The sequence below is a fragment of the Arsenicicoccus cauae genome (assembly GCF_009707125.1).
Classification (GTDB): Bacteria; Actinomycetota; Actinomycetes; order Actinomycetales; family Dermatophilaceae; genus Arsenicicoccus; species Arsenicicoccus cauae.
Genome location: NZ_WLVL01000016.1, coordinates 56,190 through 78,971 on the forward strand (window position 1 = coordinate 56,190; position 22,782 = coordinate 78,971).

The following is a 22,782-nucleotide window of genomic DNA, read 5'->3' on the forward strand; positions in this document are numbered from 1 at the left end:
AGACCTCAGGCCCCCGAGGAGTCACGATGAACGACCAGCACCAACCCGGTTCGCAGCCCCCCCTGCAGGACAACCCCCGCAGGGACCCAGTCGTCGACCCACGCGTCGACCCGCAGCACACGCAGGAGATCCCCCGCCACAGCTCCACCCAGGAGATCCCCCGCGTCGTCCAGCCAGGCACGTCCAACCCCTACGCCGCGCCCAGCCAGCCCAGCCAGCAGGGTGACGGCCCGGGTGGCGGCGGCCCGGGAGGCAGCGGACCGGCATACGGCCCGGTGGGTGGATCCGCGCCGGTGAGCCCGCGGCGTCGCCGCGCCGGCTGGTGGCAGGTGCCGACGGCGGCCGTGGCCGCGGCCGCGCTGGCGAGCGGCGGGACCTACGCGTTGTTCGCGGGCGACCGGGGCCAGCAGACGTCGAGCGTCTCCCGGACCACGCCCAGCGCCAACCCGGCCCGCAACACCCAGGCGCCGCTCGACCAGGGCGCCAGCAACGCCCCCGACTGGAAGGCCACGGCCCAGGCCGTCTCCCCCAGCGTCGTGTCGATCTCCGTGCAGAGCGGCAGCAGCGGCGGCGAGGGCTCGGGGGTGATCCTCGACGAGCAGGGCCACATCGTCACCAACAACCACGTCGTGGGCGACAGCGGGTCGGGCGCCCAGATCGTCGTGACGCTCGACGACCAGCGCGCGTTCCAGGCCAAGATCGTGGGTCTCGACCCGTCGACCGACCTGGCCGTCATCAAGCTGCAGGGCGACGTCAAGGACCTCAAGCCCATCGCGATCGGCAACTCCGACCAGCTCACCGTGGGCGATCCGGTCATGGCCGTCGGCAACCCCCTCGGCCTGTCCGGCACCGTCACCACCGGCATCGTCAGCGCCCTCAACCGCCCCGTGTCGACCGACCGCTCCTCGCAGGATCAGCAGGACGGCGGGTTGTTCGGGCAGCAGGCCGCGGACCCGGTGGTCACCAACGCGATCCAGACCTCCGCGCCCATCAACCCGGGCAACTCGGGTGGCGCGCTGGTCAACGCGGACGGCCAGCTGATCGGCATCAACTCCTCGATCGCCTCGATGGGGTCGTCGTCGGGCGGGCAGGCGGGCTCGATCGGCATCGGCTTCGCGATCCCGGTCAACGAGGTCAACTCGATCACCGACCAGCTGATCAAGACAGGACGGGCGCAGCACCCCTTCATGGGGGTCTCGTCCAAGCCCGCCATGGTCAAGGACGGGGACGGGCAGCGCGTGGCCGCCGTCATCGCCAACGTCGTCTCGGGCTCCCCCGCCGACAAGGCCGGTCTGCGCGCCCAGGACGCGATCATCGCCATCGACGACGAGCCGGTGACGGGGTCGCTCGCGCTGGTCGCCCAGGTGCGCGAGCGGACGGTCGGGGACACGGCCAAGGTGACCTACCTGCGCGACGGCGAGCGCCACGACGTGCAGATCACCTTCGCCCAGAAGTCGTCCCAGTGACCGACCCCTCGTAGCCCTGGGCTAGGGTGGCGGGTCCCCCCCCACGCCACCCGGAAGGTGCTGCCGTCATGCCCTCGTCCACCGACGAGCACCCCACCGGCGAGCTGGCCCGCGAGCAGGCCTACCTCGACCGCTCCCGCACCGCGCTCGCCGCGATGCGGGAGCGCACCCTCGCCGTCGACGTGCAGGGCAGCGACCCGATCGCGGCCGAGCACCTCGCGCGCACGCTCTGGCGCCGTGCCCGCTCCCTCGAGGACGACCCCACGACCGCGCTGTTCTTCGGTCGGCTCGACCTGGACGGGGACCACCACGACGAGCAGTGGTATGTCGGCCGCCGGCACGTCACCGACGACGCCGGGGACCCTCTGGTCATCGACTGGAGGGCCCCGGCGTCGACGGCGTTCTACCGCGCCTCGCGGACCGACCCCATGGGCGTGGTGCTGCGCCGCAGGTTCGGCCTGGACCGTGGCCGCATCACCGCCCTCGAGGACGAGCACCTCACGGATCGCGCCGAGCAGCAGGCGAGCTCGCAGATCCTGGCCCGTGAGATCGAGCGTCCTCGGGTCGGTCCGATGCGCGACATCGTGGCCACGATCCAGCCCGAGCAGGACCTGCTGGTGCGGGTCGACGACAGCACGACCGTCTGCATCCAAGGGGCGCCGGGGACCGGCAAGACGGCCGTGGGGCTGCATCGCGCGGCGTGGCTGCTCTATGCCTACCGCGACCGCCTCACCCGCCAGGGCGTCCTGGTCATCGGGCCCAACGCGTCCTTCCTCGAGCACATCGGCGCGGTCCTGCCGGCCCTGGGCGAGGTGCAGGTCCGGCACACCACCATCGAGGGCCTGGTCGGCGAGGGCGTCCGGGTCCGCGCGACCGACCCCGCCGGTCGCGGGACCCTCAAGGGCGACGCCCGCCTCGCGGAGGTCCTGCGCCGCGCCGTCCGCTCGGCCGTCCAGGCCCCCGAGGACGCGCTGGTCGTCCCCCGGGGCGCTCGCCGCTGGCGCGTCCCGGGCTACGAGGTGCGCGAGATCGTCGAGGAGCTCCTGGCCCGCGACGTCCGCTACGACGCCGCCCGGCAGATGCTGCCGCAGCGCCTCGCCCACGCGGTGCTGGTGCAGATGGAGGCCGCGGGCGATTCTCCCGACGACCGGGTGCAGGACGCCGTCGCCCGGTCCACCCCCGTCCGGCGGTATGCCGACGCCCTGTGGCCCCGTCTCGACCCCGCAACCGTCCTGCACCGGCTGTGGTCCGACCCGGCGGCGCTGGAGACGGCGGCGGACGGCATACTCTCCCCTGCGGAGCAGGCAGAACTGCTGTGGGACAAGGCTCCTCGCACGCTGGGGGCCGCCCGCTGGACCCTGGCCGACGCCGTCCTCCTCGACGAGCTCGCCGACCTGCTGTCCCGCACGCCCAGCCTCGGGCACGTCATGCTCGACGAGGCGCAGGACCTGTCACCGATGCAGCTGCGCGCCGTGGGCCGGCGGTGCTCGACCGGCGCCGCGACGGTCCTCGGGGACATCGCGCAGGGCACGACGCCGTGGGCCACGGGCTCGTGGGAGGAGTCGCTGCGCCACCTCGGCAAGCCCGAGGGCCAGGTGACCGAGCTGCGCCGCGGCTTCCGGGTGCCCGCGGCCGTGATCGAGTATGCCGCCCGCCTGCTCCCCGTCATGGCGCCAGGCCTCGCGGCTCCGCAGTCCGTGCGCGACAACACCGGTGACCTGGACATCGTTGCGGTGCAGGCGGACTCGCTCTGGTCGACCGCGGCGGCCCGGGTCGTCCACCTCGCCCGGCAGCCCGGCTCGATCGGCGTGATCGTCGCTGACGGGAGCGTGGCCGCGGTCTCGCAGGCGCTGCTCGGGGTCGGGGTCGAGCACGGCGTACTGGGCGTGGACCACGGCGACGTCGAGCACCAGGTCGACGTGGTGCCCGCGACCGTCGCCAAGGGCCTGGAGTTCGACCGCGTGGTGGTCGTCGAGCCGGCCGCCATCGCGGAGGCGGAGCCCGACGAGCGGACCGGTCTGCGGCGGCTCTACGTCGTGCTGACGCGAGCCGTCTCCGGGCTCAGCGTGATTCACGCCCGACCGCTCCCGGATCCGCTGGCCGTGCAGGTCCCCCCAGCCGATCACCGGGTGAGAGGCTGACCGCATGGACGACCTCGTTGCCGCCTGCCAGGCGGACCTGCAGGCTCTCGCCCCCCGCGCCGACGCGGTCCTCCTCGAGCGGGCGGCCACCCGGCTCGTCGACCTCTGGCGCGAGCCGCACCGCGTCTACCACGGCATCCACCATCTGGCCGAGATGCTCGCGGTCCTCGGGCGCCTCGCTGCCGACGACGCCCTCACGCCACCCCAGCTGCTGGCCTGCCGCGTGGCGGCGTGGCTGCACGACGCGGTCTACGACGTCCCCGCCGAGCCGGGTGCCAACGAGCAGGCCAGCGCGGCGCTCGCCGTCGAGCTGCTCGACGAGCTGGACGCCGACGTGGACCTGATCGAGCTGGTCGCGTCGCTGGTCCAGGCGACCACCGACCACGAGGTGGCGGGCGACCCCGTGCACGGCGCCTTCCTCGACGCCGACCTGTGGATCCTCGGGGCGCCGGCGGACCGCTTCGACGAGTACTGCCGCCAGGTGCGAGCCGAGTACTCCTCGGTCCCGGACGAGGCCTACCGGGCCGGTCGCTCCCGGATCCTCGCGGCCCTGCTGGACCGCCCGCAGATCTATGCCACGACGCGCGCCCGCACGGCCTGGGAGGCCGCCGCCCGCGCCAACGTCGAGCACGAGCTGGCCCGGCTGGCATGAGCGACGACCCATCCTGACCTGGTCGCACCGGGGAGAGAGGACCGTATGCCCCGCAGCCCGTTGGTCGGGCTCAGCGTGGCGGACGGGCTCAGGGCGTGGACCGTCCTGTCGACCATCGGCAGCCTGGTGGGCTCGGGACTGTCGCGGTGGCCTGGGCGCTCGTCTGAGCTGCCGTCCGGTCGGACGCTGCCCGGCTGGTTCCTCCAGAGCGCGTCAGCGGTGCTGCAGGAACCAGTCGAGCACCGGCCACCAGAACTGCGGCGAGCAGCGCTCGCGGACCTCGTCGAGCGGCACCCAGACCGCGTCGTGGACCTCGGTGCGGTAGGGCGTCAGCGAGGGCCCGTCCACGTCGAGGTCCGCGGCGTAGATCGCGACGTGGCAGTGCGGGAGGTGGGGCCACCGGGGCGACGGCCGGCTCTGGGTGATCCGCTCGTAGCCGATCGGCCGCAGCAGCGCCTCGTCGAGCACCAGACCGGTCTCCTCGCGGACCTCGCGGACGGCGCCCGCGCGCGGGCTCTCGCCGGGCTCGCGGGCGCCGGCGGGGGCCTCCCACCCCCCTCGGGCGCGGCTGTGCACCATCAACAGGCGGTCGGCCCGGTCGAAGACGAAGGTCGCCGCCGCGGTGGTCGTCGGCTCGGGGGGCTCCTGGTGGGAGACGACGACATCCAGATGGTGCGGCCCGGCGACGGTCGGGACGACGTCCACGTAGCGACCCATCGGGCGCTCCCCCTTGCGCTTGCGGAAGCGCAGGCCGGTGGTGTGGAGCAGCCGGACCAGCTCGCGCCCGTCGACCAGTCGGGCACCCGCCGCGACGACCTCGGCGTGCCGTTCCTGCGGCACGTCGTAGTGGTCCCCGTCGTAGGACCGCGGGGGCAGCCCGACCTCCGCGGCGAACGCGTGCAGCTCGGCGTAGGAGTGGTCGGAGATGAGGTGCGCGAAGTGTCGACCGTGCGCGGGCCACTGCGGAGCGTCGACATAGAGCGTCACGCGGTCACCGTCCCCATGCGGTCAGGCTAACCGACCCCGCCTGTGGACGAGCGGACGGGGTCACGCGGCGAGCCGTGCAGAGTTGGTCCTAGCCGATCGGGGAGCACTTGACGGACCGGGCCACCAGGGTCGGACTCGAGCAAAGGACCAGGACCATGAGCGCAACCTTCACCGTCGACACCGAGCGCATCTCCGCGGCCTCGGCCGACATCGGCCAGATCTCCGCGGAGATCGAGACGCAGGTCGGGGCCATGATGGGCCGCCTCACCGCCCTGCAGGACGCCTGGCAGGGCAGCGCGTCCGCCGGCTTCCAGGGCGTCATCGCGCAGTGGCGCGGCACCCAGTCGCAGGTCCGCGAGTCGCTGGAGTCGATCAACCGGCTGCTCCAGCAGGCCGGGGTGCAGTATGCCGACACCGAGCAGGCCAACACCGCGATGTTCCGCTGACCCACGAGCTCCCGGGCGGGCCATGGGCTCGCCCGCCCGGGTCGGGAGGGTCGCGGCAGGGGGTCCCCCAGCCCTGCCGCGGCCTTCTCCCGTCACAGGCCTGCCGGCTCCGCAGGCGGGTGCTCGCGGTCCGGCACGTCCGGGCGGGGCCGGCGGCGCGGGCCGAGGACGCCCAGGGCCATCAGCACTCCGAGGATGATGACCACCGCCCCCACGAGGCCGACGACCGTGGGGGTCTCGCCGTTGTAGAAGTACGCGGCGACGGTGCCGATGACCGGCACGAACATCGACCACGGCGACACCGTCGATGCCGCGTGACGGGACAGCAGCAGATTCCACAGGCCGTAGCCCGCCATCGAGGCGCCATAGGTGACGAACGCCAGCCCCAGCACTGACGTCGTGGTCAGGTGCGTCAGCGCGTGCAGGTCACGCTCCCAGCCCTCCAGCCAGAGGGACAGGCCGAGCAGCGGCACCGGCGCCACGAGCGCCGACCAGACCACCAGGGAGAAGCCGTCCCGCGGCGGCCGGCGCCGGGTGAGAACGTTGCCCATCCCCCACGACGCCGCGGCCGCGATCGTCATCAGGAACGGCAGCACCGGCGCTGCCGCCATGAACTCCCAGCCCACCACCACCATGCCGGCGACGCCGATGGCGATGCCCGCCACCTGCCAGCGCGTCGGCAGCTCCCGCAGCACCAGGGCCGCGATGCCCACCGTGAACACCGTCTGGATCTGCAGCACCAACGACGCCAGGCCCGCCGGCATGCCGAGGTTCATCGCGGTGTAGAGCAACGCGAACTGCCCCGCCGACATCGTCGCCCCGCACGCCAGCACCGTCCGCCACCCGTTGCCCGGAGGACGCACGAACAGCACCGCGGGGAAGGCGACCAGCATGAACCTCAGCGCCGCGAACAGCAGCGGCGGGATCGCCTCCATCCCATACTTCGCCGCCACGAAGTTGACGCCCCAGATGAGGATCACCACGCAGGCGAGGAAGGTGTCCTTGCGGGGCATCATGCCGTGGCTCCTGCAGCGTCGTGGGTGTGGTCCGACCACGACTCTCCCCCGACCGGCCACCGGCGCGCACGTCCACCCACGGATCGGACGGCATGACCTCGCTCACGTACCCACCGGCCGCGGCATACGGCCCGGTCGCGCCCCAGAGCGTGCACAGCTGCTGCACACCCGACCTCCTCCCCGGCGTGATCCGGTGCGGCAAGACACCCACTGGTGCCCACCCACCCCTACGGGCAGCCGTTGCGCACGCGAGGGGCGGCCCACCGCGATCGGTGAGCCGCCCCTCGTCCTCTGCGTCAGAGCTGAGCCCTTTGGGCTTCTTCCTCGAATCCCGCTACGGCCGGGTCCTCGCAAGCTCGGACCCAGCCTTCGCATACGTCCTTCGTCAGAAGCCCATGCCACCCATGTCGTCGCCGCCCGGCGCAGCCGGCGCAGCCTTCTCCGGCTTGTCGGCGATGACGGCCTCGGTGGTGAGGAACAGCGCCGCGATCGAGGCGGCGTTCTCCAGGGCGGAGCGGGTGACCTTGGCCGGGTCGATGATGCCGGCCTTGATCATGTCGACGTACTCGCCCGAGGCAGCGTTGAGGCCCTCGCCCGGGGTGAGGTTGCGGACCTTCTCCGCCACGACGCCCCCCTCGAGGCCGGCGTTGACGGCGATCTGCTTGAGCGGAGCCTCGGCGGCCACGCGGACGATGTTGGCACCCACGGCCTCCTCGCCTTCCAGCGAGAGCGTGCCGAAGGCAGCGTCGGTGGCCTGCAGCAGGGCCACGCCACCACCGGCGACGATGCCCTCCTCGACGGCCGCCTTGGCGTTGCGCACGGCGTCCTCGATGCGGTGCTTGCGCTCCTTGAGCTCGACCTCGGTGGCCGCGCCCGCCTTGATGACGGCGACGCCGCCGGCGAGCTTGGCGAGGCGCTCCTGCAGCTTCTCGCGGTCGTAGTCGGAGTCGCTGCGCTCGATCTCGGAACGGATCTGGCCCACGCGACCGGCGATCTGGTCGGCATCGCCCGCGCCCTCGACGATGGTCGTCTCGTCCTTGGTGACCACGACCTTGCGCGCACGGCCGAGCATGTCGAGCTCGGTGGTGTCGAGCTTGAGGCCGACCTCCTCGGAGATGACCTGGCCGCCGGTGAGGATGGCGATGTCGCCGAGCATGGCCTTGCGACGGTCACCGAAGCCCGGGGCCTTGACGGCGACGGACTTGAAGGTGCCGCGGATCTTGTTGACGATCAGCGTGGACAGGGCCTCGCCCTCGACGTCCTCGGCGATGATCGCGAGCGGCTTGCCGGACTGCATGACCTTCTCCAGCAGCGGCAGGACGTCCTTGATCGCCGAGATCTTGGAGTTGACGATGAGGATGTAGGGGTCCTCGAGGACGACCTCCATGCGCTCGGTGTCGGTGACGAAGTAGGGCGCGATGTAGCCCTTGTCGAAGCGCATGCCCTCGGTGAGCTCGAGCTCGAGGCCGAAGGTGTTGGACTCCTCGACGGTGATGACGCCTTCCTTGCCGACCTTGTCCATGGCCTCGGCGATGAGCTCGCCGATCTGGGGGTCAGCGGCGGAGATCGAGGCGGTGGAGGCGATCTGCTCCTTGGTCTCGATGTCCTTGGCCATGTCGAGCAGCTCGGCGGAGACGGCCTTGACGGCGGCCTCGATGCCGCGCTTGAGCGCCATGGGGTTGGAGCCGGCCGCGACGTTGCGCAGGCCCTCCTTGACCATGGCCTGCGCGAGGACGGTGGCGGTGGTGGTGCCGTCACCGGCGACGTCGTCGGTCTTCTTGGCGACCTCCTTGACGAGCTCGGCCCCGATCTTCTCGTACGGGTCCTCGAGCTCGATCTCCTTGGCGATGGACACGCCGTCGTTGGTGATGGTGGGGGCTCCCCACTTCTTCTCCAGCACGACGTTGCGGCCCTTGGGGCCCAGGGTGACGCGGACGGCGTCGGCAAGGGTGTTCATGCCGCGCTCGAGACCGCGGCGGGCCTCTTCGTCGAAGGCAATCAGCTTGGCCATTCGGGGGGTTCCTCCCACGCGAAACGGATGTGTCGGCCGCATGACGCCCGCGACGGACGACCCACCCCGGCGAGGTTCAGGTCACCTCGCGGCGCAGGCCTCGGCACACGGCCAGTACTTATCACTCTCGATACGAGAGTGCTAAGTACATGATTAGCACTCGGCACACCCGAGTGCAAATGGCGACGGTGCCGTATGCCGGACGCCTGCGGCGCCCATGAAGGATCCCCACGACGCGAGCTCGCGCAGGCCCTCGAGCCGCTCGGCGCCTGCCGGCCGGGCGTACCAGAAGCCCTGAGCGAGGGGCACCCCGAGGCGTTCGTCCCAGGGCTCGCGCGCCCGGCGCGTCCGCTGCATCAAGTATGACGAGCGTTACTCTCCGCGTCTGAAGAAATCGCTTCCATGACGCCGACCGGGCCCAGCGAGACTGCGTCGCCGGGCCGCTCGGGTCCCGTCAGGCCGGTCGTCAGGAGGCCGCGGCCCTCAGCTCGCCGTCGGCCTCGCTGCTCACGGGGTCGTCCAGGTCGTCGACGTAGACCACGACCAGGTCCCGCGCGGGGTTGGACTCGATCTCGCCCAGCAGCCACCGCCACGCCACGAGGTTGGGGTGGTCGACCGAGGTGCAGGCCTCGGCCGGCGACAGGTCGTCGACGGCCCGGCGCAGCACCTCCGCCGACACCGGCAGCGTCTCGGTCGTCCGGCTGTGCCGCACCAGCCGGCCGAGCACCACCGCGGGCAGGTAGCCCGCGCCGCGGTTGACGCACGGGAACTCCCACTCCGGCTCCGACGAGGCCGCGCTGATCCCCACCGCCCACAGGGCCGGCCGACGCCACCCGGGCACGGTGGCCTCGATGGCGTCGCGCATGGCGGCTAGCTTGTCCGGCGTGTCCCACTGCTCCGTCATACGACCACTCTCCCAGACTCGGGCGGCCGGGCCGGTCAGTCCCTCGGTCGGTCAGCCGTATGCCGAGGGGAAGGCCGCGCGGTAGGAGCGCCAGGCCGCGCCGCCGTCTGCCCTGCGGTCGACCGAGTCGGGCGCGAGCACGGCATGCATCACGGCACGCGTCACACAGTCCGCTCCCGCCTCCTGGACGAGGGCCAGCTCCGGCAGGGAGAGCTCGCGCTCGTGCCCGCCCGAGGCGAGAGCGAAGAGGGTGTCCCCGTCGAAGTAGGTGTGCACCGGCTTGAGCGCCCGCGCCAGCCCGTCGTGGGCCACGCCCGCCATCTTGTGGCACTGCGCCTTGCTGAGCCGCGCGTCCGTGGCGACCACGCCGATGGTCGTCGCCATGCCCGGCATCCCCGCGAACCGCTCGGGCAGGCCGGCGGCGACGGTGCGCGCGGCGGCGACCTCCTGCGCCGACGGCGGCATCAGGCCGGCGAGCTCGTCGTCGAGCTCGTGACGGGCGCCCCACAGCTCGCCGGTGGTCTCGTCCACCGCGGACCCGATGGCGTTGACCACGCACAGGGCGGCCACCGTGACACCGTCGTCGAGCACGCAGGACGCCGAGCCCACGCCGCCCTTGAAGCCGCCGACCTTGGCCCCCGTCCCGCCGCCGACGGCGCCCAGCGGCACCGGCCGGGCGCCCGAGTCGCGCGCGTCGGCATACGCCGCCTGGCCGTCCCGGAACCCGGGGTGGTGACGCCAGTCGCCGCCCCGCCCCAGGTCGAAGACCACGGCCGCGGGCACGATCGGGACGACCTGCCCGGGCGCACCCATGGGCCACCCGATGCCGTCCTCGAGCAGGCCCTGCACGACGCCGTCGACCGAGGCCAGACCCAGGGCGGAACCGCCGGAGAGCACCACGGCGTTGACGCGGTCCACGAGGTTGCGGGGGTCGAGCAGGTCGGTCTCACGGGTGCCGGGGGCCGCGCCGCGCACGTCCACTCCGGCGACGCAGCCGCCGTCCGGCGGGAGCACGACGGTGGTCCCGGTCAGCCAGCCCGGCTCGTCCCGGGTCGCGTGACCGACCCGGAACCCGGCGACGTCGACGAGGGTGTTGGTGGGTCGGGTGCGCATGGCGGCGAATCTACCCCCGCGCCCGCGGCACGGCCCAGGGATGCCGATGGCCCCCGTCCTGTGGGAGGACGGGGGCCTACGGGTCCGTGGGGGTCAGAGCTGGACGCCGAGCCGGCGTGCTGACCTCGCGCGCTGTCGCTGGGCGCGCAGGCGCCGCAACCGCTTGACGAGCATGGGGTCGTGCTCCAATGCCGCCTGCGTGTCGATCAGCGCGTTGAGCACCTGGTAGTAGCGCGTCGCGCTCATGTCGAACAGCTCCTTGACGCACTGCTCCTTGGCGCCGTCGTACTTCCACCACTGCCGCTCGAAGGCGAGGATCTCGCGCTCCCGGTCGCTCAGGGAGGCGACGGGACGCTCGGCCGACGTGGGGTGCAGGGCGGCGCTCATGACCACCAGGGTAGCGGCCGAATCACACGCGTGTCATTCGTGCCGCCACCCCGGTCACCCACATGGTCCCCGGTCACTCGGTCTGGATCGCCCGCAGCACGTCCATGCGGGCGGCGCGGTGGGCGGGCCACAGCGCGGCGAGCACACCCACGACGCCCGCCACCACGAGGAAGGCGACGAGCTGCAGCCACGGCACGTGCAGGTGCAGGCCGTCGCCCTCGAGCGCCCGGATGAGGGCGTAGCCGAAGACGAGGCCCATGCCGAGCCCGAGCACGGAGCCGAGCAGGGCGATCGCCACGGACTCCAGGCGCATCATCCGGCGCAGCTGGCCGCGCCCCAGACCGATGGCGCGCAGCAGCCCGATCTCACGGGTCCGCTCGATCACCGACAGCGCGAGCGTGTTGATGATGCCGAGCACGGCGATGATGATCGCCAGCAGGAGCAGGCCGTAGATCATCAGCAGCAGCTGGTCGATGCTCTTGGCCTGGGCGTCCGCGAACTCCTGCTGGTCCTGCAGGGTCACCATCGGCAAGTCCTTGACGACCGCCTCCAGCCTGGCGCGCGCCGCGGCCTTGTCGGTGCCCGGGGCGAGGTCGACGGTCACCTGGCTGTCGACGGGTGGCACGCCCGCCCTGGTCAGCGTCCCGAGCGTGGTCACCACGCCCCCGCCGGCGCCGTCGGGGTGCGAGGACAGCGCGACGACGGTGAGGGGCAGCGGCGTGTCGCCGAGGGTGTAGTCCACGCGTTGGCCGACCCGCCAGCCCTTGTCGGTCGCGGTCTTGCGGTCCACGATCATCGTGCCGTCGCCGAAGTCGGCGAGGGACCCGGCCACGACGGTCCCGGCGAGGATCCTGTCGAAGTCCTTCTCCCCGATGGCCCCCACGGTCTCGGGGGCGCCGGCGAGCTGAGCCCGCACCATGCGGTAACGGTGCACCCCGGCGACCCCCTCGACCTTGGCAGCCTGGTCCGCGATCGTGGGCGAGAACGGCTGGAAGGTCGGGTTGGAGTAGAGGTAGTCCCCGCGCAGCGCCTCCTCGATGCCGTCGCGGGTGCTCGTCTTGGCGGACTGGCCGAGCACGGCCATCGTCGTCACCAGGGTCAGCCCGATCATCAACGCGGACGCGGTGGCGGCGGTGCGGCGGGGGTTGCGCACGGCGTTCTGCTCTGCGAGCGCGCCGACCTGGCCGTAGACCGCCCGGTAGAGGCGTCCGAGCGCCCACAGGACCGGCTTGCCGAGGATCGGGGAGATGAAGGCGACGCCGAGCAGGGTGAGCAGCGCCCCGGCGCCGATCCACCAGAGGCGTTGCGGCGCACCGTCCCAGAAGAGCCCGGCGAGCAGGGCGCCGACCCCGACCCCGGTCATGACCGAGCCAAGGACGATCCGGCGCCCGAGGTCGGACTTGCCGGTCATCGCGTCGCCGGTCATCGCAGCGACAGGAGGCACGCTCGAGGCCTTCCGCGCCGGGGCGTAGGCGGCGAGCATCGTGACGAGCAGCCCGACGCCATACGCCGAGAGGACCGGCGCCGGCGTCAGCCGTGGCCGCACCGAGCCCATGTCCAGCCCCACGGCGGCGAACATCGCCGCGATCGCCATCGCCACGCCCAGCCCGAGGACCAGGCCGAGGGTGGACCCGACCAGGCCGACCACGAAGGCCTCGAAGAGCACCGACCGCCGCACCTGCGGCCGGCTGGCGCCCATGGCCCGCAGCAGCGCGAGCTCGCGCGAGCGCTGCGCCACCAGGATCGAGAAGGTGTTGACGATGAGGAAGGACCCGACCACGAGGGCGATGAACGCGAAGACGAGCAGGAAGGTCGAGATGAAGCCGAGCGACGACGCGGCGGAGTCCTCGTTGCGCTTGGCGAGGGTCGACCCCGTCACGGTCTCGAAGCCCGCCGGCGCCACCGCGGCCACCCGCTCGGCCAGCGCGTCGACGTCCTGGCCGGGCCTGGCCGTCACCCAGGCCATCTGCCAGGCGTCCTTGCCGCCCATCCACTGGGTCTGGGCGGTCCTGGCGTCGACCATCGCGTAGGTCGCCCCACCGGTGGACTCCTTGGCACCCCACAGCACCGTGCCGACGATCCGGACCGGCATGGACGGCTTGGCGCCCGAGCTGGCGATCGTGATGGTGTCGCCGAGCTGGTAGCCGGAGCGCGACAGCGACGTGGGATCGATGGCGACCTCCCCGGCCCCGGACGGCATACGGCCGGACTTGATGACCATGCCCGGCTGCCCGCCGTAGGCCGGCGCGTCGACGACGTTGCCACCGATCGCGGGGGCGCCCTGGCCACCGATCACCTTGCCGTTCCTGCCGATCAGGAAGGCGTCGGGCACGGTCACGACCCCGATGGCCGACTGCACCCCGTCGACCCGGCCGATGGCCTCGACCTGCTCCTGGGTGATCGTGCCGCGGCTCTGGCCGCTCATGACCTCCTGGTCGCCGGCCCGCTGCTGGACGTTCACGTCTGCGACGGTGCCGTTCATGATGCCGTTGAAGGTCTGCTGCAGCATGTCGGTGAAGACGAGCGAGCCGGCGACGAAGGACACCCCGAGCACGATCGCCAGGGCGCTCATGAGGAGCCGGAGCTTGCGCCCCAGCAAGGACTTCCACGATGCGCGCAGCATGGCTCAGACCCCGCTCGGCAGGGACTCGCGGCGGGCGCGGGCCATCTCGTCGAGGTGGGACATGGTCTCCAGCACCGCCTCTCGGCCGGGGCTGAGCAGCTCGCTGACGATCTGTCCGTCGGCGAGGAAGACCACCCGGTCGCAGTAGGCGGCGGCGACGGGGTCGTGGGTGACCATCACGATGGTCTGGCCGAACTCGTCGACGCTGCGCCGCAAGAAGCCCAGGATCTCGGCCCCGGAGCGGGAGTCGAGGTTGCCGGTCGGCTCGTCGGCAAAGATGATCTGCGGCTTGCTGACCAGGGCGCGGGCGCACGCGACGCGCTGCTGCTGGCCTCCGGACAGCTCGGACGGCTTGTGCCGCAGCCGGTCTCGCAGGCCGACGGTGTCGATGACGGTGTCGTACCACGCGGGGTCGGGCTTGCGTCCGGCGATCGACAGCGGCAGCAGGATGTTCTCCTCCGCGGTCAGGGTCGGGATGAGGTTGAAGGCCTGGAAGACGAACCCGATGCGGTCGCGCCGCAGCTCGGTGAGCTGGCGGTCCTTGAGCGCGCCGATCTCGGTGTCGCCGACGAACACCTGCCCGGCCGTGGGGGCGTCGAGCCCGGCCGCGCAGTGCATGAGCGTGGACTTGCCGGATCCCGAGGGCCCCATGACGGCCGTGAACCGCCCCTTCTCGAAGGCGATGTCGACCCCGCCTAGCGCGACGACCCGGGCGTCACCGTGGCCGTAGACCTTGGCGAGCCCACGCGTCGAGGCCGCGACCTCGCCCTGGACCACCTCCGGCTCGTATGCCGACGCGCCGGCCTCCTGCCGTCCCGCCGTCTCGGCCGCCGGCCCCACGGTCTCCACCGTCTCGGCCGCCGGCTCCGCCCTCTCGGCCGCCGGCTCCGCCTGACGGCGCGCGTGACGTGGCCGCTGCCTGCTGAACAGTCCCATCTGTGGTGTCCCCCTCCGCTGAGTGCCCGCTCGCGCGGGTCCGGTGGCGCCCGACCGGGAGGCCGAGCGCTGCTGCTCCCGACGCTAGCGGCCTCACGCCGCGTCAGGCCCAGGGGAAACCCCTGGCCGCACCCTGAGCGACGCCTGAGGGGGCGGGCCGGCGTCTAGGGTGGTCGCCGTGAGCCCGCCCCAGCCGCTGTCCGCGATCGTCCACCCCACGTGGGCCGCTGCCCTGGAGCCGGTGGCGGACCAGGTCCGGGCCATGGGGGACTTCCTGCGGGCGGAGGTCGCGGCGGGGCGCCCCTACCTGCCTGCCGGTGCCCACGTGCTGCGGGCGTTCGAGCAGCCGCTGCCGGACGTGCGGGTCCTGATCGTCGGGCAGGACCCCTATCCCACGCCGGGGCACGCCGTCGGCCTGTCCTTCTCGGTGGCGCCGGACGTGCGCCCGATCCCGCGCTCGCTCGTCAACATCTATTCTGAGCTGACGACCGATCTCGGTGTGCCGCAGCCCAGCTCGGGCGACCTCACGCCCTGGTCCGAGCACGGCGTGCTGCTGCTCAACCGCGTGCTGACCGTGCAGCCCGGCAAGCCCGCGAGCCACCGCGGCAAGGGCTGGGAGGCCGTCACCGCGCAGGCGATCACGGCGCTCGTCGATCGAGGCGGACCGCTGGTCGCCATCCTGTGGGGTCGCGACGCCCGCAACCTGGCGCCCCACCTTCCCGGCATACCATGCATCGAGTCCGCCCACCCCTCACCGCTGTCCGCGCACGCCGGGTTCTTCGGCTCGCGACCGTTCAGCCGCGCCAACGCCGCCCTGCAGGAGCAGGGCGGCGAGCCCATCGACTGGAGGCTCCCGTGAGCATCGCTCGTGACCCGAGGTCCTGGAGCCGCTACGTCGCCGTCGGCGACTCCTTCACCGAGGGGATGAACGACCCGGACCTGGCCTCTCCCGGGGGTGACGCGTATGCCGGTTGGGCCGACCGCCTCGCGTCGATGCTGGCCGTCGTGGCCGCCAAGGACGGCCGCGAGATGCGCTACGCCAACCTCGCGATCCGGGGGCGGCTGCTCGACGACATCGTGACCCGCCAGGTCGACGACGCGCTCGCGCTGCAGCCCGACCTGGTGTCGATCGTGGGCGGGGGCAACGACATCCTGCGTCCCCGCGCCGACATCGACGCGCTGGCGTCCCGGCTCGAGGCCGCCGTGGCGCGCATCCGCGAGACCGGGGCAGACGTGCTCATGGCCACGCCGACCGACCCCAAGGAGGCGCCGCTCGTGGGCCTCACCCGCGGCCGGGTCGCGACGTACATCGCGCACATCGTCGCCATCGCGCAGCGCCACCAGTGCTACCTGCTCAACCAGTGGGCCCTGACACCGCTCAAGGACTGGCGCATGTGGTCCGAGGACCGCATCCACATGACGCCGGACGGTCACGAGCGGGTGGCCGCCGAGGCCTTCCAGTCCCTCGGCTTCCCGCCCGAGCTCGCCGACTGGCGCACGCCGCTGCCGCCCATGACGGCCCCCGCTCGCTCGGAGGCGCTGCGAGGCAACGTCGAGTGGGCCCGCACCTACGTCGGGCCCTGGGTCCAGCGCCGCCTCACGGGCCGCTCGTCGGGTGACGGCCGCTCCCCCAAGTACCCCACGCTCCAGGTGGTCGACCCGCACCGCGCGTTCGCCCCCGCCCGGCACTGACCCCACCCCGCCGGCTGGTCACCTCCCGACACCCCACCCCGCCCACAACCGACCGCTCGGCGAGGGGGAGGGCGGGCGCCGTGACGGCGGTGGGGTTCGTCATACGGCCTCGTCCTGGTCCTGCCGGCACCCCACCGGCATACTGGCCGGTAATCCAACGGTGAGGAGCAGGCGATGAAGCTGGGACTGGGACTGGGCTACTGGGGCGCGGGCAAGCCCGAGGGGGTCGAGGAGGCGGTCACGGCCGCCGAGGAGTGCGGGTTCGACTCCGTCTGGACGTCCGAGGCCTACGGGTCCGACGCCCTCACCCCCCTCGCCTGGCTCGGCGCCCGCACCACGCGCCTCACCCTGGGCACCGCCGTCATGCAGATGTCGGCGCGCACCCCCGCCGCCACCGCCATGGCCGCGATGACCATGGACCACCTCTCCGGCGGCCGGTTCGCCCTCGGGATCGGCGCCAGCGGCCCGCAGGTCGTCGAGGGGTGGTACGGCCAGCCCTACCGGCAGCCCCTCGCCCGGACCAGGGAGTATGTCGAGATCCTGCGCGCCGCCATGCGTCGGGACGTGGTGCAGCACACCGGCCGCCACTACCAGGTGCCGATCGAGGGCGGCACCGGTCTCGGCAAGCCCCTCAAGTCCACGCTGCACCCCGTCCGCGAGACCATCCCGATCCTGATCGCGGCCGAGGGCCCCAAGAACGTCGCGCTCACCGCCGAGATCGCCGACGGCTGGCTGCCGCTGTTCTACTCCCCCTACGAGGACTCGTTCTACCGCCGGTGCCTCGACGAGGGCTTCGCGGCGCGTGGTGAGCGCCCCGCCGACTTCGAGGTCGCGCTGCCCGTGCAGGTGGTGGTCGACGAGGACGTCGAGCGGGCGGCCGACCGGCTGCGTCCGCACATCGCGCTGTACGTCGGCGGGATGGGTGCCAAGGGGGCCAACTTCCACTACGAGGCCGTGGCGCGGCTGGGCTTCGAGGCGGAGTGCGAGCGCATCCAGGAGCTCTACCTCGCCGGCCGCAAGGAAGAGGCCGTGGCCGCCGTGTCGACCGAGATGGTGTCGCGCGTCGCCCTCGTCGGCCCGGTCGCCAAGATCAAGGACGAGCTGGCCGCCTGGGAGGAGTCGCTGGTGACGACGATGGTCGTCCACGGCAGCGCCCGCACCGTGCAGCAGATCGCCGAGATCGTGCTGTAGGTCACGTCGCCGCCTCGTCGCGGCGGCTCTCCCGGCCCTGCGCCTTCCGCGACGTCAAGTCCTATCCTCGGGGCATGCCAGCCGAGCGCCTGATGCCCAACGACGAGTCCCAGGACCTCATCGACCTCACCCGCGAGATCTGCCGCGACAAGCTCGCCCCCCAGGTCGACGCCATGGAGGCCGCCCACGAGTTCCCCCGCGAGGTCTTCAGGCTGCTGGGGAGGTCGGGACTGCTCACCCTCGCCTACCCCGAGGAGCTGGGCGGTGGCGGCCAGCCCTACGAGGTCTACCTGCAGGTCGTCGAGGAGATCGCGTACGCCTGGATGTCGGTGGCCGTGGGCGTGTCGGTGCACTCGCTCACCTGCTTCCCGGTCGCGACCTATGGCACCGAGGAGCAGCAGCGTGACCTGCTGACCGGGATGCTCTCGGGTGAGCAGCTCGGGGCCTACTGCCTCTCCGAGCCGCAGGCGGGTTCCGACGTCGCATCGATGACGACCAGGGCCACCCGACAAGGGGACTCGGGTCCCTACACCCTCCGCGGCACCAAGGCGTGGATCTCGCACGCCGGCCACGCCGACTTCTACACGACCTTCGCCCGCACGAGCGACGAGGGCTCCAGGGGCATCTCCTGCTTCGTCGTGCCGGGTGACGCGCCGGGCCTGGGCTTCGCCGAGCCCGAGCGCAAGATGGGCCTGCACTGCGACACGGTCCGTCAGGTCTACTACGAGGGGGTCGAGGTCGACGAGGGCCGCCGCATCGGCGCGGAGGGACAGGGTATGCCGATCGCGCTGGCCGCCCTCGACGCGGGGCGTCTGGGCATCGCGGCGTGCGCCACGGGCCTGGCCCAGGCAGCCCTGGACGTGGCCGTGCGCTACGCCAGGGAGCGGGTGCAGTTCGGCCGCACGATCGGCGAGTTCCAGGGCCTGGCCTTCCTGCTCGCCGACATGGAGGCCCGCGTGCAGCAGGCGCGCGCGACCTATCTGCTGGCTGCCCGGATGAAGGACGCCGGGCGTGAGGTCGGCAAGCAGGCGTCGGTGGCCAAGCTGACCGCCACGGACGCGGCCATGCAGGTCACGACCGACGCGGTGCAGGTGCTCGGCGGCGCCGGCTACACCATGGACTTCCCGGTCGAGCGATACCTGCGCGAGGCCAAGGTCACCCAGATCTTCGAGGGGACCAACCAGATCCAGCGCCTGGTCATCTCCCGGGCGCTGCTGCGCGGCTGACCCCTCACCCCGCCGCCGCGGCACGCCCACGCTCGCCCATCCCTTCGCCAATCTCCCACAAGGACAGGACAACTCTTGAAGATCACCGACCAGACCGTCGCCCTCGTCACCGGCGGCGGCTCCGGCCTCGGGGAGGCCACCACCCGCGCCCTGCACGCCGCCGGGGCGGCCGTCGTCATCGTCGACCTCGAGTCCTCGCGCGGCGCCGAGGTGGCGGCCCAGCTGGGCGACCGGGCGCGCTTCTGCGTCGCCGACGTCCGCGACGAGACCCAGGTGCAGGCGGCGGTGGAGGCCGCGGCCGGGCTCGGGGAGCTGCGGGTCGCCGTGTCGTGCGCCGGCGTCGCCACACCGGGCCGCGTGGTGGGCCGCAAGGGCCCACTCCCCCTCGAGACGTTCAAGGCGGTCATCGACATCAACCTCGTCGGCACCTTCAACGTCATGCGCCTCGCGGCGGCGGCGATGGCCTCCAACGAGCCGGTCGACGGGGACCGCGGCGTCATCATCAGCACCGCGTCGATCGCGGCCTACGACGGGCAGGTCGGTCAGGCGGCCTACGCCTCCTCCAAGGCCGGCATCGTCGGCCTCACCCTGTCGGCCGCCCGCGACCTCGCGGACAAGGGCATCCGGGTCATGACCATCGCCCCCGGCATCATGGAGACGCCCATGATGGCCGGCATGCCGGAGGAGACCCGAGCCAGCCTGGGCGCCATGGTCCCGCACCCTTCGCGCCTCGGTCGCCCGGAGGAGTTCGCGGCCCTGGCCGAGCACATCGTCGCCAACCCCATGCTCAACGGAGAGGTGATCCGCCTGGACGGGGCGCTGCGCATGCCGCCGCGCTGACTCCACCTCCTTGGGGCGCCCGACCGGCCACGACAGGTGGTGCGACCCGGTGGCGCGACCCGGTGGCGCCGTCTCCCGCGCGGGTGCGACCACGGCCTAGGATGGTGAGGTCCTCGCGGGAGCCCGGAGCACCGGGCTGAGAGGAGACCTGACGTCTGGTCTCGACCGCCGCACCGGCCCGGTCATGCGGGTCAGGGAGATCGGAGCGCAGATGTCCCCACCGGGCCCCAGGGTCGTCGTCCTCGGCGGCGGTGTCGTCGGTCTCGCCTGCGCCTGGTCCCTGGCTCGTCGCGGCGCCGACGTCGAGCTGTGGGACCCCGCCCCCGGCCAGGGCGCGTCGCATGCCGCCGGCGGCATGCTGGCGCCGGTGAGCGAGGCGACCTACGAGGAGGAGGACCTGCTCGCCCTGGCTCTGGCGTCGCACGCCCGCTGGCCGGACTTTGCCGCGCGCCTCGAGGCCGGCTCCGACATCTCGCCCGACCTGCACACCGAGGGTGCCCTGCACGTGGGGATGGACCTGGACGATGCCCGGGAGGTATGGCGGACAGCCGACCTGCTGGAGCGCTACTCCCTGCCCTACCAACGACTCTCGTCGCGCGAGCTCCGCTGGGTGGCGCCGGCCCTGGCCCCCGGGGCGCGCACCGCGCTGCTGGTCGAGAGCGACCTGTGGGTCGACAACCGGTTCGTGGTCCAGGGGCTGCTGGCCGCGTCCGCCCGCGCGGGGGTCGAGCTGGTCCCGCGGCGCGGTGGGCTGGTCCTCGAGGACGGTCGGGTCGTCGGGGTGACCTCCTGCGACCACGGCCCGCCCCTCGAGTCCCGGTGCGACACCGTGGTGCTCGCGTCAGGCGTCGACAGCGGGGGCGTGCCCGGCGTGGCCGAGCTGGTGCACCTGCCCCTGCGCCCGGTCAAGGGCCAGATCCTGCGCATGTCGGGGGCGCGCGGCCTGCTCGGGCACACGGTCCGGGGGACGGTGCACGGCGACCACGTCTATCTCATCCCCCGGGCGACCGGGGAGCTCGTGATCGGCGCGACGTCCGAGGAGCTCGGCGACACCCAGGTCACCGGGCGCGGTCTGCTCGAGCTGCTCCGCGCCGCCACGACGCTGCTGCCGGAGGTGGGCGAGCTGACGCTCGTCGACGCCGTCGCCCGGCTGCGGCCCGGCACCCCGGACAACGGGCCGCTGCTCGGGCGGGTGGGCACGCCCGGCCTCGTCGTGGCGACCGGACACTTCCGCCACGGCATGCTGCTCGCCCCCGTCACCGCCGACCTGGTGACCGAGCTGGTCCTCGACGGCACCACCGACGTCGCCGAGGCGGCCCCCTTCGCAGCCACCCGCTACACCCCCACCCCGCTCCCACTCAGCCCACCGACACCACAGTGAGGACACCCCATGCAGATCACCATCAACGGTGAGACCCGTTCTCTCGCAGAGGGTCTCGACGTCGCCGGACTCGTCGCGGAGCTCGGGCTGACGCCCGACGGCATCGCCGTCGCCGTCGACCACGCCGTCGTGGCCCGCGGCCGGTGGCAGGGCCGCACGCTCGACGACGGCGCCCAGGTCGAGATCGTCACCGCCATGCAGGGAGGTTGAATCGCCATGACCACCACCACTCCTCACGCCGTTGCGAGCGACATACGGCAGGATGACCCGCTCGTCCTCGGAGGTCACGAGCTGTCCTCGCGGCTGTTCCTCGGCACGGGTGGCTCGCGGCGCATCGCCGACCTCGAGGCCGCGATCGTCGCCGCCCGGCCCAGCCTCGTGACCGTGGCGATGCGCCGCATCTCGACCTCGGGGCAGGACGACACGCTCGGCCTGCTGCGTCGCCTCGGGTGTCGGCTGCTGCCCAACACGGCCGGGTGCTACACGGCGCGCGAGGCCGTGCTCACCGCCCAGCTGGCCCGGGAGGCCCTCGGCACCGACCTGATCAAGGTCGAGGTCATCGCCGACGACCGCACCCTGCTGCCCGACGCCGTCGAGCTCCTCGACGCGTGCGAGCAGCTGGTGGACGACGGCTTCACCGTGCTGCCCTACACCACGGACGACCCCGTGGTGGCGCGCCGGCTCGCCGACCTCGGCTGCGCGGCCGTCATGCCGCTCGGGTCCCCCATCGGCTCGGGCCTCGGCATCCGCAACCCCCACAACATCGAGCTGATCCGCGAGGCCGTCTCCGTGCCCGTCGTCCTGGACGCCGGCCTCGGCACCGCCTCGGACGCCGCCCTCGCCATGGAGCTCGGCTGCGACGCCGTGCTCGTCGCCTCGGCGGTCACCCGCTCGGAGCGCCCGGCCGCGATGGCCGCCGCGATCCGGCACGCGACCATCGCGGGGCGGCTCGCCCACGGTGCCGGCCGCATCCCCGTCCGCCGGCACGCCCTCGCGTCCTCTCCCACGCAAGGCCGCATCGACTGATGCCCTCGCCGCTGCCCCTGCTGGTCCTCACGGACCGCTCGCAGCTGCCGCCCGGTCGCTCCTTGGTCGAGCAGGTCGGGCGGTGCGTCGACGCCGGGGCGCGGTGGGTGTGCCTGCGCGAGCGGGACCTGCCCGACGACCGCCGGCTCGCCCTCGCCACCTCGCTCGCGGGGGTGCTGCGGCCCGTGGGTGGCCGGCTCGTCGTGGCGGCTCCCCTTCCGGTCGCCGCGCCGTGGCGTGCCGTGGCCGACGGCGTGCACCTGCGCCGCAGCGATCCCGTCCCGCCGCACGCCCCGCTGGTGGGGCGCTCGACGCACGACGCGGCCGAGCTGCGCGCCGCGGCGGAGCAGGGCTGCGACTACGTCACGCTCTCGCCGTTTGCCGACACCACCTCCAAGCCGGGGTACGGCCCCGCGCTCGGACCCGCAGGACTACGGCGCGCGCTCGACGCCGTGGCCCTCGGCGACACGAAGGTCCTTGCGCTGGCAGGCATCTCGCCGAGCAACGCCGCCGAGGCCGTCGCCGCCGGCGCGCACGGGGTAGCCCTCATGGGCGACGTGATGCGCGCGGGCGACCCCGGCCGCGTCATACGAGAGCTGCTCGCGGCGCTCGACTGAGCCCGCCCGGCCCCGGGACCCGGCTGCCCTGGGGCGATGAAGCCGGTCCAGGCGGCGCCCCTGACGGCCCTCACGATCGTCCTCGCGGGATGCGGCGGAGGCGAGCCGAGCACCCCGGGCAGCAGCG

22 protein-coding genes are annotated in these 22,782 nt (G+C 72.9%); 13 read left to right on the plus strand and 9 right to left on the minus strand.

What is annotated here, in order from left to right:
• Positions 1–26 precede the first annotated feature (26 nt).
• From GGG17_RS02995 to GGG17_RS03005, 3 genes are all read left to right on the plus strand, one after another.
• On the plus strand, positions 27–1,466 hold the full coding sequence (locus GGG17_RS02995; RefSeq protein ID WP_154592304.1) for a S1C family serine protease: 1,440 nt from the start codon (positions 27–29) through the stop codon (positions 1,464–1,466).
• Between the two features lie 68 nt (positions 1,467–1,534).
• Positions 1,535–3,607 (plus strand): HelD family protein, encoded by a 2,073-nt coding sequence (locus tag GGG17_RS03000; RefSeq protein WP_154592305.1) that lies wholly within the window; start codon positions 1,535–1,537, stop codon positions 3,605–3,607.
• A gap of 4 nt (positions 3,608–3,611) precedes the next feature.
• Positions 3,612–4,259 carry an HD domain-containing protein gene (locus GGG17_RS03005; protein WP_230082625.1) on the plus strand — a complete coding sequence of 216 codons (648 nt, stop codon included), beginning with the start codon at positions 3,612–3,614 and terminating at the stop codon, positions 4,257–4,259.
• Positions 4,260–4,472: 213 nt separating this feature from the next.
• On the opposite strand, the gene GGG17_RS16225 is transcribed toward GGG17_RS03005, so the two are convergent.
• Positions 4,473–5,246: a DUF4031 domain-containing protein gene (locus GGG17_RS16225; protein WP_154592306.1), complete on the minus strand. Its 774-nt coding sequence runs from the start codon at positions 5,244–5,246 to the stop codon at positions 4,473–4,475.
• Between the two features lie 155 nt (positions 5,247–5,401).
• On the opposite strand from GGG17_RS16225, the gene GGG17_RS03015 reads away from it, so the two are divergent.
• Positions 5,402–5,692, plus strand: a complete 291-nt coding sequence (locus GGG17_RS03015) for a WXG100 family type VII secretion target (RefSeq protein WP_019284352.1) — start codon at positions 5,402–5,404, stop codon at positions 5,690–5,692.
• Positions 5,693–5,784: 92 nt separating this feature from the next.
• Here the strand turns inward: GGG17_RS03015 and GGG17_RS03020 are convergent, their stop codons facing one another.
• The 8 genes from GGG17_RS03020 to GGG17_RS03055 form a co-directional block, all read right to left on the minus strand.
• Entirely contained in the window at positions 5,785–6,708 is a 924-nt protein-coding gene (locus GGG17_RS03020; protein ID WP_230082626.1) for an EamA family transporter, read from the minus strand.
• A gap of 385 nt (positions 6,709–7,093) precedes the next feature.
• Positions 7,094–8,719 (minus strand): chaperonin GroEL, encoded by a 1,626-nt coding sequence (groL, locus tag GGG17_RS03025; protein WP_154592307.1) that lies wholly within the window; start codon positions 8,717–8,719, stop codon positions 7,094–7,096.
• A 153-nt stretch (positions 8,720–8,872) separates the two neighbouring features.
• Positions 8,873–9,076 (minus strand): hypothetical protein, encoded by a 204-nt coding sequence (locus GGG17_RS03030; RefSeq protein WP_195849092.1) that lies wholly within the window; start codon positions 9,074–9,076, stop codon positions 8,873–8,875.
• A 109-nt stretch (positions 9,077–9,185) separates the two neighbouring features.
• Complete coding sequence (locus GGG17_RS03035; protein ID WP_154592309.1) at positions 9,186–9,623, minus strand: hypothetical protein; 438 nt, start codon at positions 9,621–9,623, stop codon at positions 9,186–9,188.
• Positions 9,624–9,674: 51 nt separating this feature from the next.
• Complete coding sequence (locus tag GGG17_RS03040) at positions 9,675–10,736, minus strand: P1 family peptidase (RefSeq protein WP_154592310.1); 1,062 nt, start codon at positions 10,734–10,736, stop codon at positions 9,675–9,677.
• 93 nt (positions 10,737–10,829) lie between these two features.
• Positions 10,830–11,123, minus strand: coding sequence for a DUF3263 domain-containing protein (locus tag GGG17_RS03045; RefSeq protein ID WP_154592311.1), 294 nt, complete (start codon positions 11,121–11,123; stop codon positions 10,830–10,832).
• Between the two features lie 73 nt (positions 11,124–11,196).
• Complete coding sequence (locus tag GGG17_RS03050) at positions 11,197–13,746, minus strand: ABC transporter permease (RefSeq protein ID WP_154592312.1); 2,550 nt, start codon at positions 13,744–13,746, stop codon at positions 11,197–11,199.
• Positions 13,747–13,749: 3 nt separating this feature from the next.
• Positions 13,750–14,682 carry an ABC transporter ATP-binding protein gene (locus GGG17_RS03055; RefSeq protein WP_154592313.1) on the minus strand — a complete coding sequence of 311 codons (933 nt, stop codon included), beginning with the start codon at positions 14,680–14,682 and terminating at the stop codon, positions 13,750–13,752.
• 178 nt (positions 14,683–14,860) lie between these two features.
• Here GGG17_RS03055 and GGG17_RS03060 point away from each other — a divergent pair, with 178 nt between their 5' ends.
• The 9 genes from GGG17_RS03060 to GGG17_RS03100 all read left to right on the plus strand — a co-directional run bounded on the left by GGG17_RS03060 (position 14,861) and on the right by GGG17_RS03100 (position 22,655).
• Positions 14,861–15,541, plus strand: coding sequence for a uracil-DNA glycosylase (locus GGG17_RS03060; RefSeq protein ID WP_288798861.1), 681 nt, complete (start codon positions 14,861–14,863; stop codon positions 15,539–15,541).
• Complete coding sequence (locus tag GGG17_RS03065) at positions 15,538–16,374, plus strand: SGNH/GDSL hydrolase family protein (RefSeq protein ID WP_288798862.1); 837 nt, start codon at positions 15,538–15,540, stop codon at positions 16,372–16,374. The genes GGG17_RS03060 and GGG17_RS03065 overlap by 4 nt, the downstream gene beginning before the upstream one ends.
• Positions 16,375–16,548: 174 nt before the next feature.
• Positions 16,549–17,565 carry an LLM class F420-dependent oxidoreductase gene (locus GGG17_RS03070; protein ID WP_154592314.1) on the plus strand — a complete coding sequence of 339 codons (1,017 nt, stop codon included), beginning with the start codon at positions 16,549–16,551 and terminating at the stop codon, positions 17,563–17,565.
• Positions 17,566–17,639: 74 nt separating this feature from the next.
• Complete coding sequence (locus tag GGG17_RS03075; RefSeq protein ID WP_154592315.1) at positions 17,640–18,791, plus strand: acyl-CoA dehydrogenase family protein; 1,152 nt, start codon at positions 17,640–17,642, stop codon at positions 18,789–18,791.
• 75 nt (positions 18,792–18,866) lie between these two features.
• Positions 18,867–19,631: an SDR family NAD(P)-dependent oxidoreductase gene (locus GGG17_RS03080; RefSeq protein WP_154592316.1), complete on the plus strand. Its 765-nt coding sequence runs from the start codon at positions 18,867–18,869 to the stop codon at positions 19,629–19,631.
• Positions 19,632–19,842: 211 nt separating this feature from the next.
• Positions 19,843–21,012 carry a glycine oxidase ThiO gene (gene thiO / locus GGG17_RS03085; protein WP_154592317.1) on the plus strand — a complete coding sequence of 390 codons (1,170 nt, stop codon included), beginning with the start codon at positions 19,843–19,845 and terminating at the stop codon, positions 21,010–21,012.
• 9 nt (positions 21,013–21,021) lie between these two features.
• The gene (thiS, locus tag GGG17_RS03090; protein ID WP_154592318.1) at positions 21,022–21,222 is read left to right on the plus strand and encodes a sulfur carrier protein ThiS; all 201 of its coding nucleotides are present in this window, start codon (positions 21,022–21,024) and stop codon (positions 21,220–21,222) included.
• Between the two features lie 6 nt (positions 21,223–21,228).
• On the plus strand, positions 21,229–22,038 hold the full coding sequence (locus GGG17_RS03095) for a thiazole synthase (RefSeq protein WP_154592319.1): 810 nt from the start codon (positions 21,229–21,231) through the stop codon (positions 22,036–22,038).
• Positions 22,038–22,655: a thiamine phosphate synthase gene (locus tag GGG17_RS03100; RefSeq protein ID WP_154592320.1), complete on the plus strand. Its 618-nt coding sequence runs from the start codon at positions 22,038–22,040 to the stop codon at positions 22,653–22,655. The genes GGG17_RS03095 and GGG17_RS03100 overlap by 1 nt, the downstream gene beginning before the upstream one ends.
• The last annotated feature ends 127 nt before the right edge of the window (positions 22,656–22,782 follow it).

Bases quoted from the DNA above. Each gene is read 5' to 3' on its own strand.
- GGG17_RS02995 (WP_154592304.1), top strand. From the start codon at position 27: ATGAACGACCAGCACCAACCCGGTTCGCAGCCCCCCCTGCAGGACAAC.
- GGG17_RS03000 (WP_154592305.1), top strand. From the start codon at position 1,535: ATGCCCTCGTCCACCGACGAGCACCCCACCGGCGAGCTGGCCCGCGAG.
- GGG17_RS03005 (WP_230082625.1), top strand. From the start codon at position 3,612: ATGGACGACCTCGTTGCCGCCTGCCAGGCGGACCTGCAGGCTCTCGCC.
- GGG17_RS03015 (WP_019284352.1), top strand. From the start codon at position 5,402: ATGAGCGCAACCTTCACCGTCGACACCGAGCGCATCTCCGCGGCCTCG.
- GGG17_RS03020 (WP_230082626.1), bottom strand. From the start codon at position 6,708: ATGATGCCCCGCAAGGACACCTTCCTCGCCTGCGTGGTGATCCTCATC.
- groL (WP_154592307.1), bottom strand. From the start codon at position 8,719: ATGGCCAAGCTGATTGCCTTCGACGAAGAGGCCCGCCGCGGTCTCGAG.
- GGG17_RS03030 (WP_195849092.1), bottom strand. From the start codon at position 9,076: ATGCAGCGGACGCGCCGGGCGCGCGAGCCCTGGGACGAACGCCTCGGG.
- GGG17_RS03035 (WP_154592309.1), bottom strand. From the start codon at position 9,623: ATGACGGAGCAGTGGGACACGCCGGACAAGCTAGCCGCCATGCGCGAC.
- GGG17_RS03040 (WP_154592310.1), bottom strand. From the start codon at position 10,736: ATGCGCACCCGACCCACCAACACCCTCGTCGACGTCGCCGGGTTCCGG.
- GGG17_RS03045 (WP_154592311.1), bottom strand. From the start codon at position 11,123: ATGAGCGCCGCCCTGCACCCCACGTCGGCCGAGCGTCCCGTCGCCTCC.
- GGG17_RS03050 (WP_154592312.1), bottom strand. From the start codon at position 13,746: ATGCTGCGCGCATCGTGGAAGTCCTTGCTGGGGCGCAAGCTCCGGCTC.
- GGG17_RS03055 (WP_154592313.1), bottom strand. From the start codon at position 14,682: ATGGGACTGTTCAGCAGGCAGCGGCCACGTCACGCGCGCCGTCAGGCG.
- GGG17_RS03070 (WP_154592314.1), top strand. From the start codon at position 16,549: ATGAAGCTGGGACTGGGACTGGGCTACTGGGGCGCGGGCAAGCCCGAG.
- GGG17_RS03075 (WP_154592315.1), top strand. From the start codon at position 17,640: ATGCCAGCCGAGCGCCTGATGCCCAACGACGAGTCCCAGGACCTCATC.
- thiO (WP_154592317.1), top strand. From the start codon at position 19,843: ATGTCCCCACCGGGCCCCAGGGTCGTCGTCCTCGGCGGCGGTGTCGTC.
- thiS (WP_154592318.1), top strand. From the start codon at position 21,022: ATGCAGATCACCATCAACGGTGAGACCCGTTCTCTCGCAGAGGGTCTC.
- GGG17_RS03095 (WP_154592319.1), top strand. From the start codon at position 21,229: ATGACCACCACCACTCCTCACGCCGTTGCGAGCGACATACGGCAGGAT.
- GGG17_RS03100 (WP_154592320.1), top strand. From the start codon at position 22,038: ATGCCCTCGCCGCTGCCCCTGCTGGTCCTCACGGACCGCTCGCAGCTG.